Annotated in this window: 12 protein-coding genes and 1 pseudogene; 8 read left to right on the top strand and 5 right to left on the bottom strand. The window is 67.9% G+C overall.

The window, feature by feature from the left end; translation table 11 throughout:
* On the top strand, nt 1-474 hold a 474-nt coding region (locus B3587_RS08385; RefSeq protein WP_292727812.1), incomplete at its 5' end, for a substrate-binding domain-containing protein.
* On the opposite strand, the gene B3587_RS08380 is transcribed toward B3587_RS08385, so the two are convergent.
* From B3587_RS08380 to B3587_RS08365, 4 genes are all read right to left on the bottom strand, one after another.
* On the bottom strand, nt 460-804 hold the full coding sequence (locus tag B3587_RS08380) for a DUF202 domain-containing protein (protein ID WP_292727810.1): 345 nt from the start codon (nt 802-804) through the stop codon (nt 460-462). The two genes, B3587_RS08385 and B3587_RS08380, sit on opposite strands and share 15 nt — an antisense overlap.
* A 12-nt stretch (nt 805-816) precedes the next feature.
* Nucleotides 817-1,176 carry a YidH family protein gene (locus tag B3587_RS08375; RefSeq protein WP_228177396.1) on the bottom strand — a complete coding sequence of 120 codons (360 nt, stop codon included), beginning with the start codon at nt 1,174-1,176 and terminating at the stop codon, nt 817-819.
* Between the two features lie 73 nt (nt 1,177-1,249).
* Nucleotides 1,250-1,651 (bottom strand): DUF4259 domain-containing protein, encoded by a 402-nt coding sequence (locus B3587_RS08370; RefSeq protein ID WP_292727808.1) that lies wholly within the window; start codon nt 1,649-1,651, stop codon nt 1,250-1,252.
* A 121-nt stretch (nt 1,652-1,772) separates the two neighbouring features.
* Nucleotides 1,773-3,800 (bottom strand): sensor histidine kinase, encoded by a 2,028-nt coding sequence (locus tag B3587_RS08365; protein ID WP_292727806.1) that lies wholly within the window; start codon nt 3,798-3,800, stop codon nt 1,773-1,775.
* A gap of 99 nt (nt 3,801-3,899) precedes the next feature.
* Here B3587_RS08365 and B3587_RS08360 point away from each other — a divergent pair, with 99 nt between their 5' ends.
* On the top strand, nt 3,900-4,289 hold the full coding sequence (locus tag B3587_RS08360; protein ID WP_228177393.1) for a response regulator transcription factor: 390 nt from the start codon (nt 3,900-3,902) through the stop codon (nt 4,287-4,289).
* On the opposite strand, the gene B3587_RS08355 is transcribed toward B3587_RS08360, so the two are convergent.
* Nucleotides 4,243-5,070, bottom strand: a complete 828-nt coding sequence (locus B3587_RS08355) for an ROK family protein (protein ID WP_347424433.1) — start codon at nt 5,068-5,070, stop codon at nt 4,243-4,245. The two genes, B3587_RS08360 and B3587_RS08355, sit on opposite strands and share 47 nt — an antisense overlap.
* 196 nt (nt 5,071-5,266) lie before the next feature.
* Between B3587_RS08355 and B3587_RS08350 the strand changes: the two are divergent.
* From B3587_RS08350 to treZ, 6 genes and pseudogenes are all read left to right on the top strand, one after another.
* Nucleotides 5,267-5,638, top strand: a pseudogene (locus B3587_RS08350) (xylose isomerase); the annotation flags it as partial.
* A 1-nt stretch (nt 5,639) separates the two neighbouring features.
* Nucleotides 5,640-6,971, top strand: coding sequence for a xylulokinase (gene xylB, locus B3587_RS08345; RefSeq protein ID WP_292727803.1), 1,332 nt, complete (start codon nt 5,640-5,642; stop codon nt 6,969-6,971).
* Nucleotides 6,972-7,092: 121 nt separating this feature from the next.
* Complete coding sequence (locus B3587_RS08340) at nt 7,093-7,815, top strand: GTP pyrophosphokinase (RefSeq protein ID WP_292727800.1); 723 nt, start codon at nt 7,093-7,095, stop codon at nt 7,813-7,815.
* 97 nt (nt 7,816-7,912) lie between these two features.
* Nucleotides 7,913-10,123, top strand: coding sequence for a glycogen debranching protein GlgX (gene glgX / locus B3587_RS08335; RefSeq protein ID WP_292727798.1), 2,211 nt, complete (start codon nt 7,913-7,915; stop codon nt 10,121-10,123).
* Nucleotides 10,124-10,125: 2 nt separating this feature from the next.
* A complete protein-coding gene (treY, locus tag B3587_RS08330) occupies nt 10,126-12,594 on the top strand; it encodes a malto-oligosyltrehalose synthase (RefSeq protein WP_228177387.1) in 2,469 nt (822 codons plus the stop codon).
* Entirely contained in the window at nt 12,591-14,393 is a 1,803-nt protein-coding gene (gene treZ, locus B3587_RS08325) for a malto-oligosyltrehalose trehalohydrolase (RefSeq protein WP_292727795.1), read from the top strand. Before treY ends, treZ begins: the two co-directional genes overlap by 4 nt.
* The last annotated feature ends 9 nt before the right edge of the window (nt 14,394-14,402 follow it).

Genomic DNA, 14,402 nt, shown 5'->3' with positions numbered 1-14,402 from the left:
GCAAGGGACTCCACGGTGCACCTCACGTATTCGGCGAGAGACGCCGGTTATCGCCGGGCGTTGGCCGATTCAGGAATCCCCTACGACGCCGAGATCGTGCGAGTCGGCTTCTACGAGCAGGATGCTGCGCGCACCGCGGCGCTGTCGCTGCTCGAGTCGCCGCGCCGCCCGACCGCCGTCTTCGCCGCCAACGACCTCTCCGCCATCGGGATCATCGAAGTCGCGCGGGAGATCGGCCTCGAGGTCCCACGCGATCTGTCGGTGATCGGATTCGACGATGTGCTCGAAGCATCCCGGATGTCGCCGCCACTGACGACGATTCGCCAGCCCATGCGGCGGCTCGGGGCGGCAGCCATGTCGCTGTTGACGACCCTCATGAACGGTGAGGAACCGCCCGAACGCCATCTGCGCCTGGCCACGCAGCTCATCCCACGCGCCACGACCGCCCCGCCGAGGTCCTCAGGTCAGCGGTAGTGCGACCAGCACGAGGATGCCGAGGGCTCCGACAAGTCCCACGAACACCGCCAGGGTCAGTAGAAGCGCCCCGTCCGGGACGATCGTGTGATCCCGGGCGGTGACTGTCGCGAATGACACGCGTTCGTAGCGCCGGCGCGACCATCCCCACAGGACTGCCGAGAAGATCACCCCGACGATGCCGGGCAGGATCCACCATCCGCTTCCGAGAGCCGCCGGCAGTAGTCGCATCGCCACGACGGATCCGACGGCGATGCTCAGCCCGGTCCGCCGCCATGCCAGCTCTGTCCGCTCGGGCTGGAGACCCGGATCGTACAGCTCGTCACTCACGCGGATGTCGCCTTAGGCGAAGATGACGGCGAGCAGGATCAGCGCCGCTGAGACGGTGACCGCGACGCCGGTGATCGCGCCCAGCAGCGACCCCGGAAGGGGGGTGGCAAGCCGAAGGGCACGCTCGCTGCGCTGCCATCCGAGCCACGCCAAAGCGGGGGTGATCATGCCCATGACGATGAGCACGAGACTGGCTGCCAGACGCAGGCCGGGGTGGAGCGCGAGCCCGAGCACCTCGAGGGCGACGCCACCGGCGATCAGCGCGAGCGCAGTGCGGATCCAGGCAAGGAAGGTGCGTTCATTTGCCAGTGTGAAGCGGACGTCCGGTTCGGAGCCATGGCGGTAGACGGACTGCGGAAACCGCGATCTCATCGGTCCTCCCTGCTCGCTGACGAGTCACACCCTAGCGTGACCCACGCCGCTCACTCGGGGCGGTCGCGTGCGCTCAGGTGCTCAGCGCGGAGCGAAGATCCTCGATGGCCTCACACCAGCCCGGATCCCCGGCCCCCGCCCACTCGGTAGCCAGCTCGCTGCCCTCGCCGCACGCCGCGGTCAGTGCGGCGATCGCGAGGGCCACCGTGTCGAGCGTCGGTCGCCCGGCGCGCACGATGAAGGACTCGACCTCCTCGGTGTATGCATCCCGCTGCGTCGCGTGTCCGAGACCGTGCGCGACCACCTCGGCTGCGGCGACGGCGATGATCGCCGTGTCGCGTTCGACGTCCTCGACGTCCTCGAGCGCGTCCGCCAGGGCGTCGTCGACGACTCCCCAGTCCGACTCGTCCTCGAGCTCCCATGCCCAGTCGGCCGCGACATCGTTGCCGAACGGCTCAACGCTCCATGCACCCATGGCCCACACGGTATATGTCGCGGATGAACGGTTCACGCTCCTCGGGTGGCCCCGGTGTGACTCCCCGGCAAAACCTCTTCATGCGCCGCTGTGCGCCCCGACGCGCGTACTCGGGTCGGGGTCAGGGGGTGGGTGCGCCGGTGGATTCGACCGGCTCGATATCGGCGATCGGAAGAGTGATCTGCGCGCAGGTTCCGACGGGCTCGGCCCGCGCGAGCTCGATCCTGCCGTCCATCGACGACAACAGCTCCTTGACGATAGCGAGTCCGAGACCGGTCCCCGGCACCCCGCGGCTCGTGCTCGAGGAGCTGCGATAGAACCGATCGAAGATGTGGGTCAGGTCCTCGTCGGCGATTCCCTCGCCCTCATCCGAGATCGTGACGACCACCTGGTGGTCGGTGCGGTAGGCAACGACAGAGATCGTGCCGCGATCGGGCGAGAACTTGATCGCGTTGGTGAGGATGTTGGTGAAAACGCGCGTGAGATCGATCTCGCGACCGTGAACGGGCAGATCCGGCTCGATCTCGGCGGCGACCCGAAGGTGGCGTTGCTGGATGCTGTGCTTCGCGTCTTCGATGCTGCGCTGCAGCGCCAGCCCGGCATCGGTGACGGGCAGAGCGTCAGCTGCGGCCGGTCCGCGGCTGAGCTTTGACACCAGCAACACATCGTCGATCACCCCGCGTAGCCGCGTCGCGTTGCGAAGGATGACCTCGACCTGCTCGCGGACGTTCGGGTCGTCGGTCGTGTCGCTGAGTTCCTCAGCGAATCCCAGGATCGAGGTGATCGGGGTCCGCAGCTCGTGCGTGACGCTCGCGACGAAGTCGACTTTTTGCTGGGTGAGGGCTTGGAACGTCCTGCTCACCTGGCGTTCGCGCTCCAGCCGCCACTCCATTTCTCGCTCGGCTTCTCGGAGCGGCCGCAGATCCTGGACCGATACCAGGAGTACGCGGTTCAGGCCGGAGCGGTTGACGGCGTCGATCGTGATCGTGGCTGGCGGGTTCCCGGGTGCCACATCCTCCCAATCGACGGTCACCGACACGTCGTATGTCGCCTCGGCCAGCGACGGTCGCAGGAGTGCGTCCTCGCGAAGTCGCCAGCGTCCCGTATCCGAGCGCTCGAACTCGCTGCGCAGCATCACGACCGCGGAAGCGTTGACTTCGAGAACGGAGTACTTGCCGGGGCCGTCCTCTTGGAGGATGGCGAACCCGCTCTTGGACTGCCGGAATGCGTCATGCAAGAGATGCGATACCGCCATCTGCCGGCTCTCCAGTGCCCGTCTGTCGTTCTGCGATGCCGAGATCGCGAGAGTCGTCGCGCCGAAACAGATCGTGAAGACCTGGAGTGCTGTTGCGGTAGGAAGTTCCGAGCCGGCAGCCGCGTACGCTCCGCCACCGGTGACGGTGAGTCCCGAGGCGGTGCCGACGACCGCGAGCAGCTGCACGGCGACGAAGAACATCGGCTCGGCGACCGCGGCCCATGCCATGAGCGGCATGGCGAGGATCGGAACCGCGACCGGTGTGCCGGGGAAGAACGCGATCACCGTGGCGGCGAGCATCGCGACGGTGAGCACGACGCTGCGCCACCAGCGCACCGACGCTGCGCGGGGGATCGCGATGAGTCCCAACGGGGCGATGAGGACCATCGCAGACAGGTGCGACGCGCCGATCGTCCAGAAGGCATCCACGAAGTCGCCGCCGCTGAACTCACGGGCAACGCCAACGAGCGCGCCGACGATTGCTGCTCCGCTGATCGCGCCGATCGCGAAGCGGCCGACATCCATCAGCGTCGTCAGCCGGGGGCGATCCTGCTCACGCGAAACCGCAGTCGCGACCAGCCACGCTTCGGCGGCTGTGCCAAGCGACCCCAGAACGACCACCAAGAGGGGTCGATCGGCGACTGCCGATCCCAGGCCCGACGCCAGGCCCACCGCGATTGCGGTCAGCCATCGCCACCGGAGCGGGGATGCCGCCGCTGCGATCGCGCCCACAGCCGCCGTTGGCCACCACCACGCCAGACTCATCTCGCCGCGCTGCTCGAGCGCGAAGATGACGGCCAGCGCCCCGCCGAGTGTGACCAGCCCGGCGACGAAGACGGCTCGCCATAGTGGCGCGGCCTGACCGATTGTCGCCGCAACGCTTGGCCGCGTCATGCCCGATCCCTTCTGACCTGCCCACCCCTTCGGACTAGCATGGCTCACAGCAGGGGCTTTCGCAGGCCTGAAGCAGACTTTTGCCGAAGGGAGGGTCGCGTGGCGCGCATCATCGTCATCGATGACGACGCGGACATCGTCCGGCTCGTCGCGATCCGTCTCGCTCGTGCTGGCCACGATGTTGACGAATACTACGACGGCACCTCCGGACTCGGGGCGATCCAATCGTCGAAGCCGGACCTTGCCGTTGTCGACTGGATGATGCCGGGTCTCGACGGCATCGGCGTCGCGCAGGCGGTGCGGGCGGATGCCGCACTCGCCGCGATGCCCCTGCTGCTGCTCACGGCCCGCTCAGACCCCGCCGAACACGACTACGCGTGCGCGCAAGGTTTCTCTGCTGTCGTGACCAAACCCTTCACGAAGGCGGAGTTGCTGAGCGCGGTCAGCGCGCTTCTTCCAGAGGACCAGGCCGCTCCGGAAGCCGGCTGAGCGGATCTGCCAGCAGGCCAGCGAACGCCGCCTCGGCGGCGCCGATCAGGAGCCTGTCATCGGCCAGGACCGCGGCGCGGATGTCGACGTCCTCGGCGTTCGCGGGCATCGACTGCGCGCGTACGAGATCGGTGAGCTGATCCGTGGCCCCCTCCGTGAGCATCGCGAGGAAGCCGCCGAGCACGATCGCGCGAGGGTTCAGGACGTTGACGGCGTTCGCCAGTGCTGTCGCGAGAATCCGTCGTTGCCTGTCGGTCTCGGCGGCGACGCTGGGGTCATCGGATGTCGACAGCACAGCAGCCAACGTCGGGTCGTCGGCGCTCGTCAGGCCGACTGCCCGCAGAAGCCGTGAGCGGCTGACTTCGTCCTCGAGGACGCCCTCGGGAGCTTGCTGATCGGCCGTGCTGGCGATGCCGGGACGGTTCTGACCGAACTCACCGGCGTAGCCGGAAACCCCTCGCACCGGCATCCCGTGAACGATCAGACCGCCACCGATGCCGCTGGCGCCACCGTTGAGATAGACGACGTGGTCGAGTCCCCGCGCCGCGCCGTAGAGGTGCTCGGCGACGGCTCCGAGGGTCGCGTCGTTGTCGACGGCCGTGGGCAGCCCGGTCGCGTCGGCGACGAGTTCCCGGATCGGTGCATCGTGCCATTCGAGGTGGGGGGCGGTGCGCACCAGGCCGTCCCGCGCGCGGACGAGCCCGGGAACCGCGATCCCGATGCCGACGATGCGGCGCCCTGCGAGTGCGGTCTCCTGCCACGCAGTGACCGTGTCGGCCACGAGAGCCGCAGTCTCGCCGGGAGTGACGAGTTCGGTGCGCTCGATCCGGAGCCGGGCGGCCGACGCGCCGAGAGGGATCGGGGGCGGTCTCTGTTACGAGGCCCGCCGTGCACAGTTCGGCAACGAGATCGGCGATCGTCGAACGGTTGAGTCCCGTCGCGAGGGTCAGAGCTGCCCGCGACCGAGGGCCTTCGAGGTGGACCTGCCCGAGAATGCGAGCGAGATTGCGGGTCCTGACGCTGTCGGTTCCCGGCTCTACAAGCCGAGCCGCACCGAGGACGAGTCCGGAGTGTGGGATTCCGCTGCGGCCAACATGCGCACCTACCTGCTCCTCAAGGAACGGGCGCAGGCCTTCCGCGCCGACCCCGAGGTGCAGGAGGCGCTCGCCGCCTCCCGCGTCCCCGAACTCTCGGTGACCACCCTCGGCGACGGCGAGTCATACGACGACCTGCTCGCTGACCGTTCGGCCTACGAGGATTTCGACCCGTCGCAGTACTTCGGCGGCAAGGGCTGCGGCTTCGTGCGTCTGCAGCAGCTGGCCACCGAGCACCGGATGGGCGCCCGCTGACGTGACACTGGTGATGGGGGTCGATTCGTCGACTCAGTCGTGCAAGGTCGTCATGACGGATGCCGAGACCGGCGCGGTCATCCGCGAAGGCCGCGCCGCCCATCCGGCGGGTACCGAGGTGGACCCCGCCGCGTGGTGGTCAGCGCTGCAGGAGGCGGTCTCGGCCGCCGGCGGCCTCGATGATGTGGCTGCCTGGTCGATCGGGGGTCAGCAGCACGGCATGGTGGTGCTGGATGCCGATGGTCGCGTCATCCGTCCCGCGCTGCTGTGGAACGACACCCGGTCCGCCGGGGCGGCGACCGATCTCATCACCGAATTCGGTGCTGAGGACCTTGCTCGGCGCACGGGTCTCGTGCCGGTCGCCTCGTTCACCATCACGAAGCTCCGGTGGTTGCGCGATCACGAACCCGAGAACGCAGCCCGAGTGGCGGCAGTCGCACTCCCGCACGATTGGCTGACGTGGCGGCTGCGAGGCTACGGTCCTCGCGGCGAATCTGCTCGCGGTCCCGTGCTCCAAGAACTCGTCACGGACCGGTCGGACGCCTCGGGCACCGGGTACTGGTCGCCGGATGCCTGGCGTGCGGACGCGGGGAAGGTCGTGGCCGACGGCTACGACCGCGATCTGCTGGCCGCCGCGCTCGGCCATGACGCCGTGCTCCCCCGGGTGCTCGGTCCGCGGGAGTGGGTGGCAGATCGCGACGGCAGGCGTGTCGCGCCCGGCGCTGGGGATAACGCCGGCGCCGCGCTCGGGGTCGGTGCCGGCCCCGGCGATGTCGTCATATCGATCGGAACGAGCGGAACCGTCTTCGCCGTGAGTGAGCATCGGACAATCGACCCCACCGGGACCGTTGCCGGGTTCGCGGATGCCGACGGGCATTTCCTGCCGCTTGTCGCGACCCTCAACGCGGCGCGGGTGCTCGACACGATCGCGGCGTTGCTCTCCGTCGACCACGATGGCCTCAGCCGGCTAGCGCTGGCCGCCGAGCCGGGAGCCGCGGGCCTGACCCTCCTCCCGTACTTCGAGGGGGAGCGCACGCCCAATCTGCCGGATGCGACAGCTGCCCTCACCGGCATGACCCTCGCCTCGACAACACGCGAAAACCTGGCCCGCGCCGCCGTCGAAGGCATGCTGTCTGGGCTCGGCGCTGGCCTGGACGCCCTGCGCGCTCTCGATGTGCCGCTTCGCCGCGCGGTACTGATCGGTGGCGGCGCTCAGTCCGAAGCAGTTCGCGAGATCGCCCCGGCGGTGTTCGGGATGCCCGTGGAGGTTCCGTCGCCCGGTGAGTACGTGGCGCTCGGCGCCGCTCGTCAGGCTGCGTCCGTCCTGGACTGATCTCCCCCTCCCGTCCGTGCCCGCGAGACTGCACGGTGCAGCCTCGTGCGGGCGGGGAGGGGGTCGCGCTCGGTTGCCGGACTCACAGCGATCTCGTACCCGCGGTCCGTAGGTTGGCGGCATGAGTCACGCGTCGGCCATGCACCCCGCGACCTCGCAGCTTTCGCACCCCGCTTCCGATGAGGTGACTGTCTCGCTCTCGCAGTTGAGGGCCGCCCGCGACGAGGTGCAGCGCTTCTTGTTGCCCTACCAGTTCGGCCTGAAGGAAATCGAGACGAAGGTCGAGATCCTGCGCGACGAGTTTCTGCAACTGCACGATTACAACCCGATCGAGCACATCTCCAGCCGCGTGAAATCCGCCGACAGTCTCGTCGCCAAGGTCGGTCGAAAGGGCATCGACGGGGACTTCGACTCGATCCGAGCGCACATCACCGACATCGCGGGCATCCGGGTCACCTGCAGTTTCGTGGCAGATACGTACCGCCTGTTCGACCTGCTCACCCAGCAGGACGACATCGAGGTGCACTCGGTGAAGGATTACATCGCCGATCCGAAACCCAATGGCTACAAGAGCCTGCACGCGATCGTGCGGGTTCCCGTATTCCTCTCGACCGGCCGCGTCGACGTGCCGGTCGAAGTCCAGTTCCGCACGATCGCGATGGATTTCTGGGCGAGCCTCGAGCACAAGATCTACTACAAGTTCGACCGCCAGGTACCGGAGACTCTGCTTGCGGAGCTGAAGGATGCCGCGGCAAGCGCCGCAGAACTCGACGAACGGATGCAGCGCCTGCACCGTCAGGTGCACGGCATCCGTCCGGCTCCACCGCGAACTCTCGAGGTCTGATCTTCCGCCGCTCTAGCAGGGCTGAGCTCCCGGTAGCAACCACCCCCACCGGGAAACCCTGCTCGACTAGGGTGGAATCCCACCAGGAAGGGGTGCCGTGCAGACATGGCCAGGGTCGGCGTATCCGTTGGGTGCGACCTTCGATGGGAACGGAACCAACTTCGCCCTCTTCAGTGAGGGCGCTGACCGAGTCGAGCTGTGCCTGTTCGGCGAGCGCGGTCGGGAGACACGCGTCGACATGCTCGAGGTCGATGCGTACGTGTGGCACGCGTACCTCCCCAACATCGCACCGGGGCAGCGCTACGGGTACCGCGTCCACGGCGAGTACGACCCGACATCCGGCAAGCGGTTCAACCCCAACAAGCTGCTCCTTGACCCCTACGCGAAAGCTGTCGACGGGCAGGTGAACTGGGGTCAGTCGGTGTTCGGTTACACCTTCGGTGACCCCGACTCGCGCAACGACGACGACTCCGCCGCCGACATGATGAAGGGCGTTGTCATCAACCCCTTCTTCGACTGGGGCGGTGACCGGCCGCCGCGAATCCCGTACTCGGAATCCTTCATCTACGAGGCCCACGTCAAGGGGCTGACGATGCGGCATCCTGACATTCCGGATGAGATCCGCGGCACCTACAGTGCCATCGCGCACCCGCTGATCATCGAGCACCTCAAGCGTCTCGGGGTCACGGCGATCGAGCTGCTGCCGGTGCACCAGTTCATCAACGACTCGATGCTGGAAGAGAAGGGCCTCTCCAACTACTGGGGTTACAACACGATCGCCTTCCTCGCGCCGCAGAACACCTACTCCTCGTCGGGGCAGCGGGGGCAGCAGGTGCAGGAGTTCAAGGGCATGGTGCGCGCCCTGCACGAAGCCGGTATCGAGGTCATCCTGGATGTCGTCTACAACCACACCGCAGAGGGCAACCACCTGGGTCCCACACTCTCCTTCCGCGGCATCGATAACGAGGCGTATTACCGCCTCGAGGATGACGACAAGCGGTACTACACCGACTACACCGGCACGGGCAACAGCCTGAACGTCGGCAACCCGCACGCACTGCAGCTGATCATGGACTCGCTGCGGTACTGGGTGCTCGAGATGCACGTCGACGGCTTCCGCTTCGACCTCGCTGCGACCCTCGCCCGCGAGTTCTACGACGTCGATCGACTCGCCACGTTCTTCGAACTCGTCCAGCAAGATCCCGTGGTCAGTCAGGTCAAGCTCATCGCCGAGCCCTGGGATGTCGGTCCCGGCGGCTATCAGGTCGGGAACTTCCCGCCGCAATGGACGGAGTGGAACGGTAAGTACCGCGACACCGTCCGCGATTTCTGGCGGGGTGAGCCGCAGGCCCTCGGAGAGTTCGCCTCGCGGCTGACCGGATCCAGCGACCTGTACGCGCACTCCGGGCGCTGGCCGGTGGCATCCATCAACTTCGTCACAGCTCACGACGGGTTCACGCTGCGCGACCTCGTCTCGTATGAGCAGAAGCACAACGAGGCCAACGGTGAGGACGGGCGCGACGGCGCTGATGACAACCGGTCGATGAACTTCGGGGTCGAAGGTCCCACCGACGACCCGCAGGTCAACGAACTGCGGGAGCGGATGCAGCGCAACTTCATTGCGACGCTGCTGCTGTCGCAGGGTGTGCCCATGCTGCTGCACGGCGACGAGCTCGGGCGCACGCAGGGCGGCAACAACAACGGTTACGCCCAGGACAACGAGATCACCTGGATCGACTGGGAGAACGTCGACGCGAGTCTGATCGATTTCACGTCGGCACTGGCCCGCCTGCGCCGCGATCACCCCACGTTCCGGCGTCGCCGCTTCTTCGACGGGCGTCCCGTCCGCCGCGAAGAAGTGGAGCGCATCCCCGACATCGTGTGGCTGCGGCCGGACGGCACGCAGATGCAGCCGGAAGACTGGGACTCCGGATTCGGACGCTCGATCGGCGTGTTCCTCAATGGGAACGGCATCCGTGAGCGCGACCGCCGTGGCGAGCCGATCACCGATCTGCACTTCCTCGTGCTCTTCAACGCCGGCGACGAGCCGGTCGAGTTCACGCTCCCGGATGTCGAATTCAGCCCCAACTGGGACGTTCTGGTCGACACCGCCGGGACGCTCGCCAACACCGAGCCGGTCCATCCGGGCGCGGCAGTGGACCTCGCTGCCAAGTCGGTGGTCGTGCTGTGTGAACACGTCGAGGAAGAGGTCGAGGTCGACAGGTTCGTCGCAGCCTCCCTGGCCACCGGAACTGTCTCGATCGACGAGGTCCCGGGAGCGGCCCCCAAGGAAGAACTGTCGAGGTAGCGATGCATCCTGAGTCGACGTACCGCCTGCAGATCCGCGCCGCGTTCGACCTGGATGCCGCAGCCGCCGTCACCGGGTACCTGCGCGACCTCGGCGTCGGTTGGGCCTATCTTTCCCCGCTGTTGCAGTCGACTTCCGGCTCCGATCACGGATACGACGTCGTCGACCCGACCCGCGTAGACCCCGCCCGCGGCGGGGCGGAGGGACTCGAACGCTTCGCCGCTGCCGCGCGCGCCGCGGGCCTCGGCATTCTCATCGACACGGTTCCCAACCACATGGGGATCGCGGTGCCCGCCGAGAACCCGTGGTGGTGGGACGTGCTGCTGCGTGGTCGCGACTCGCGGTACGCCGCAGCGTTCGACATCGATTGGGAGTTCGGCGGCGGAAAGGTGCGAGTGCCGGTCCTCGGGTCGGACGCCGACGAGATCATCGATGCGATGGAGATCCGGGTGGATCCGGCGCCGACGGCGCTCGCGCCCCACGGCACGGTGCGCTACTTCGACCACGAGTTCCCGCTCGCGGAGGGGACCGCGCCGGCGGAAGCGACGTCGTACCCGGATGCCGTCCGCCAGGTGCTCGCTCGACAGCACTTCGAGCTGATGTTCTGGCAGCTCGAGGCATCCGAGCTGAACTACCGGCGCTTCTTCGCGGTCTCGACCCTGGCGGGAGTGCGCGTCGAAGACCCGGTGGTCTTCGACGAGGCCCACGAAGAGGTGGCGCGGTGGTTCCGGGAGGGGCTGGCCGATGGCCTGCGCATCGATCACCCCGACGGGCTTGTCGACCCCGGCGGCTATCTCGAACGGCTCGGCTCGCTCACCGGCCGCCGGTACACGCTGGTCGAGAAGATCCTCGAGCACAGCGCGACGGAGCATCCTGAGTTGCTGCCGGCCTGGTGGGACACCGACGGCACGACCGGGTACGACGCCATGGCCGAGATCGACCGCGTCCTCATCGACCCTGACGGTGAGGGTGCCCTTGACGCCCTCGACGAGCGGCTGCGCCGCGCGACCGGCCTGCGACCGGCGCAACCCTGGCCCGATCTCATCCACGACACCAAGCGGATGATCGCGGACACGATCCAGGGCAGCGAGATCGCCCGACTCGTGCGATGTCTGCCCGAGCACGTGGCGCTCGCTGCTCCGGATGCCGCCGATGCCCTGGCTGAGATCCTCGCCTGCTTCCCCGTCTACCGCTCCTACCTCCCCGCCGGGCGGGAGGCACTCGATGAAGCCCTGGCCGAGGCATCCGCTCGCCGCCCCGACCTGGCCGCGGCGATCGATACGCTCTCGCCGTTCGTGGCAGACCCGGCGCTCGAGGTGGCCCGCCGCTTCCAGCAGACGACGGGCCCGGTTATGGCCAAGGGCGTCGAAGACACCGCGTTCTACCGGGCCACGCGCCTGGGCACCCTCACCGAGGTCGGCGGGGATCCGTCGGTGTTCTCGCTATCGGTCGCGGGGCTCCACGAGGCGTTTGCCCGCAGGCAGGCACAGCGGCCGACATCGATGACGTCCCTGTCGACGCACGACACGAAGCGCGGGGAGGACGTGCGGGCGCGCCTCTCGGTGCTCGCCGAGATCCCGCATCGCTGGGCGAACGTGCTCGAACAGTTGCGAGGAATCGCCTCGACGGGACACGGGCCGTTCGACGCCCTGCTGTGGCAGGCGATCATCGGATCGTGGCCCGCCACTCCTGAGCGCCTGCACGCCTACGCCGAGAAGGCAGCACGGGAAGCGGCAGAGGCAACGACCTGGTGGAATCCCGATGCCGACTTCGAGCGCCGGATGCACGCCGTCGTCGACGCTGCGTACGGTGAAGCCAGGGAACTGGTCGAGGCTTTCGTCGCCGAGATCGCGCAGCCGGGGTGGAGTAACTCGCTGTCTGCGAAGCTCGTGCAGGTGGCTGGGCCCGGAGTTCCCGACGTTTACCAGGGGTCGGAGTTGTGGGAGACCTCTCTGGTGGACCCCGACAACCGTCGCGCTGTCGACTTCGCGAAGCGCGCGGCGATGCTCGCCGAGCTCGACCGTGGCGAGTCCGAGGGGAACGTTCCCGCCATCGACGCTTCGGGGGCAGCGAAGCTGCTGGTAACCTCGCGCGCGCTGCGGTTGCGGCGCGACCGGCCCGAGCTGTTCACGCGCTATCTGCCCGTCGAGGTGCTGGGTTCGGCGTCCGGGCACGCCATAGCTTTCGACCGGGGTGGGGCGATCGCCGTCGCCACCCGGCTGCCCGTGGGCCTGGTGGCGGGGGGCGGCTGGGGCGACACCCGGATGCTGATTCCGGGCGGAACCTGGACCGATGCGCTCACGGGCCGGGCCTATCCCGGCGGAGACGTGCCCCTGGGCGAGGTGCTGAGCGCGCTTCCTGTCGCGCTCCTGACACGTCAGACACCCGAGAAGCGTCGAGACACCGCACGTGACGGGGTTTCTCACACAGGCTCCGGTGTCTCGGGTTCCAGAGAAGCGGAGGAAGCATGATCGAGGTCTGGGCTCCCCGAGCGGAGCGGGTACGGATGCGTCGACCCGGCCATGCCGACGCGGAGATGACCGTGCGTGAGCGCGGATGGTGGACGGCAGACGTTGAGCTTGCTGATGGTGACGAGTACGGGTTCGTCCTCGGGGACGGCGACGCGCTGCGCCCCGATCCGCGGTCGCGGCGTCAGCCCCGGGGAGTGCACGAAGCATCGGCGTTCTTCGACGCCGAAGCCTTCGCGTGGACCGACGGCTCGTGGACCGGACGTCAGTTGGCCGGCGGCCTGATCTACGAGATGCACGTCGGAACCTTCACTCCCGAAGGCACCCTGGATGCCGCCATCGAGCGGTTCGATCACCTGATCTCGCTCGGGGTCACGCACGTCGAGCTGCTGCCGGTCAACGGGTTCAACGGCGTCTGGAACTGGGGCTACGACGGCGTGCTCTGGTACACGGTCCATGAGGCCTACGGCGGCCCCGCCGCCTATCAGCGGTTCGTGGATGCCGCGCACGCCGCGGGGCTGGCCGTCATCCAGGACGTCGTCTATAACCACCTCGGCCCCAGCGGGAACTATCTGCCCGAGTTCGGCCCGTACCTGCGTGATGCGGCGCGCAACACGTGGGGACTGTCGGTCAACCTCGACGCGCGCGAGGTGCGCGAGTTCATCATCCAGAACTCCCTCATGTGGCTGCGCGATTACCACGTCGACGGGCTGCGGCTGGATGCCGTGCATGCCCTCCATGATGAGAGCCCGACCCACATCCTGCAGGAGCTCGCCGAGGCCGCCGATGCCCTCTCGGCGCACCAGGGTCGGCCGCTGACGCTCATCGCGGAGTCCGATCTGAACGACCCGACTCTGATCCTGCCGCGGGAAGCCGGCGGGTACGGTCTCACCGCACAGTGGAGCGATGACTACCACCACGCGCTCCATGTCGCAGTCAGCGGCGAGACCGTGGGGTACTACGAGGACTTCGGCGCGCTGGGCGCCTTCCCCAAGGTCTGGACCGAAGGGTTCTTCCACAACGGCACCTACTCGTCGTTCCGGGGGCGGGACCACGGCTTCCCGATCCCACCGACGGTTCCCACCTGGCGGCTGGTGACCTTCGGCCAAGACCATGATCAGATCGGTAATCGCGCCGCCGGCGACAGGCTCAGCCAGTCCCTCTCCACCGACCGGCTTGCCGTCGCAGCGGTCTTGACACTGACTACGCCCGGAACGCCGATGCTGTTCATGGGCGAGGAATGGGGAGCATCCACGCCGTGGCAGTTCTTCACCTCGCACCCGGAGCCCGAGCTGAGGGAAGCTACCGCAAAGGGTCGCATCGAGGAGTTCGAGAAAATGGGCTGGGACCCGGCGATCGTCCCCGACCCACAGGATCCCGAGACCTTCCACCGCTCGAAGCTGGACTGGGCAGAGGCAGCCACCTCACCGGAGGTGGGGGTCGACCACGCGCGGCTGCTGCAGCTGTATCGCGACCTCGCCGCGGTGCGTCGCGCGCGGCCCGAGCTGACAGATCCCGCCTTCGCGGACTGCGACGCGCTTTCGGGGAGTGGTGCCGACAGCGATGATCCGCGGGCGCGGTGGTTCGTGCTCCAGCGCGGTGAGCTATCGGTCCTCGTGAATCTCACCGGGTCGTCGCACACCTTCGCCGTGGCGCCGGATGCCGTCATCCTGCTGAGCGCGGGAGGGGGTGAGGTCGAGCCCGTCATCACCGCGGCATCCGGCCCCGACCCGTCGGGCGCGGCATCCGTAATCACCCTCGCCCCCGACTCCGCCGCGATCGTCGCCCCCGCTCGCCCCTGACCCGAGCTC

Origin of the sequence: Microbacterium sp. UBA837, assembly GCF_002296025.1 — a bacterium.
Lineage (GTDB): Bacteria > Actinomycetota > Actinomycetes > Actinomycetales > Microbacteriaceae > Microbacterium.
This window is presented reverse-complemented; position numbering and strand designations above follow the sequence as displayed.